Below are 726 nucleotides of genomic sequence, written 5' to 3'. Positions count from 1 at the left end.
TGGGGCGACTTTGAATATAACCGGTTCAGCGCTTTCAGACATAGATGCAGTAGATATTGGTACATCAAAGGGGGCGCAGGATGCTATTACTACTATTGATGCTGCAATAGCTCAAATTGATAGCAGTCGAGCTGATTTGGGTGCTGTGCAGAATCGGATGAATTTCACTATAAATAATCTGGGTAACGTGCAAAACAATGTTACAGATGCGCGTAGCCGTATTCAAGATGTGGACTTTGCATCAGAAAGTGCAGAACTGAGTAAGCAGCAGATTCTGTCTCAGGCTTCGTCAGCAATGTTGGCGCAGGCGAATCAATTACCACAGGTAGCATTGTCTTTACTTGGCTAATGATAAAGTAAGTCATTAAGTTCGATATAAAAACCCGTCACCCAAAATGACGGGTTTTTATTTATAAAGTAATATGCTGAATATAGTTGTTTATTAAGTATTTATTGAGTTTTTATTGATTTATTTTGTGTTTTGTAAAAAAAAGTTAAAGTTCTTCCTTTTATTGCCGTTACCTTAAGTGTAACCAATATGATCCGCCTGGCTTAATACAGACAGGCAATGTCTACAGTCAGGAATACGAGGAATTAAATCATGGCTATTTCAGTTAATACCAACGTCACATCAATGAAAGCGCAGGGCAACTTAAACAAAGCACAAAGCAATACTGCTACATCGATGGAGCGTTTAGCTTCAGGTTTGCGCATCAACAGCGCTAA

At 39.0% G+C, this 726-nt stretch carries 2 protein-coding genes; both read left to right on the top strand.

Annotated elements, in window-relative coordinates; translation table 11 throughout:
- Window positions 1–349 (top strand): flagellin (locus H5202_RS23565; RefSeq protein WP_259397470.1); only part of this gene is annotated, 349 nt, incomplete at its 5' end.
- Between the two features lie 252 nt (window positions 350–601).
- The coding region (locus tag H5202_RS23560; RefSeq protein WP_443019401.1) for a flagellin N-terminal helical domain-containing protein at window positions 602–726 on the top strand (125 nt) is incomplete at its 3' end.

Origin of the sequence: Shewanella sp. SG41-4 (genome assembly GCF_014164505.1) — a bacterium.
In the GTDB taxonomy this organism is placed as follows: Bacteria; Pseudomonadota; Gammaproteobacteria; order Enterobacterales; family Shewanellaceae; genus Shewanella.
The sequence above is the reverse complement of the archived record's forward strand: the minus strand, read 5'-3'. Positions and strand labels throughout refer to the sequence as shown.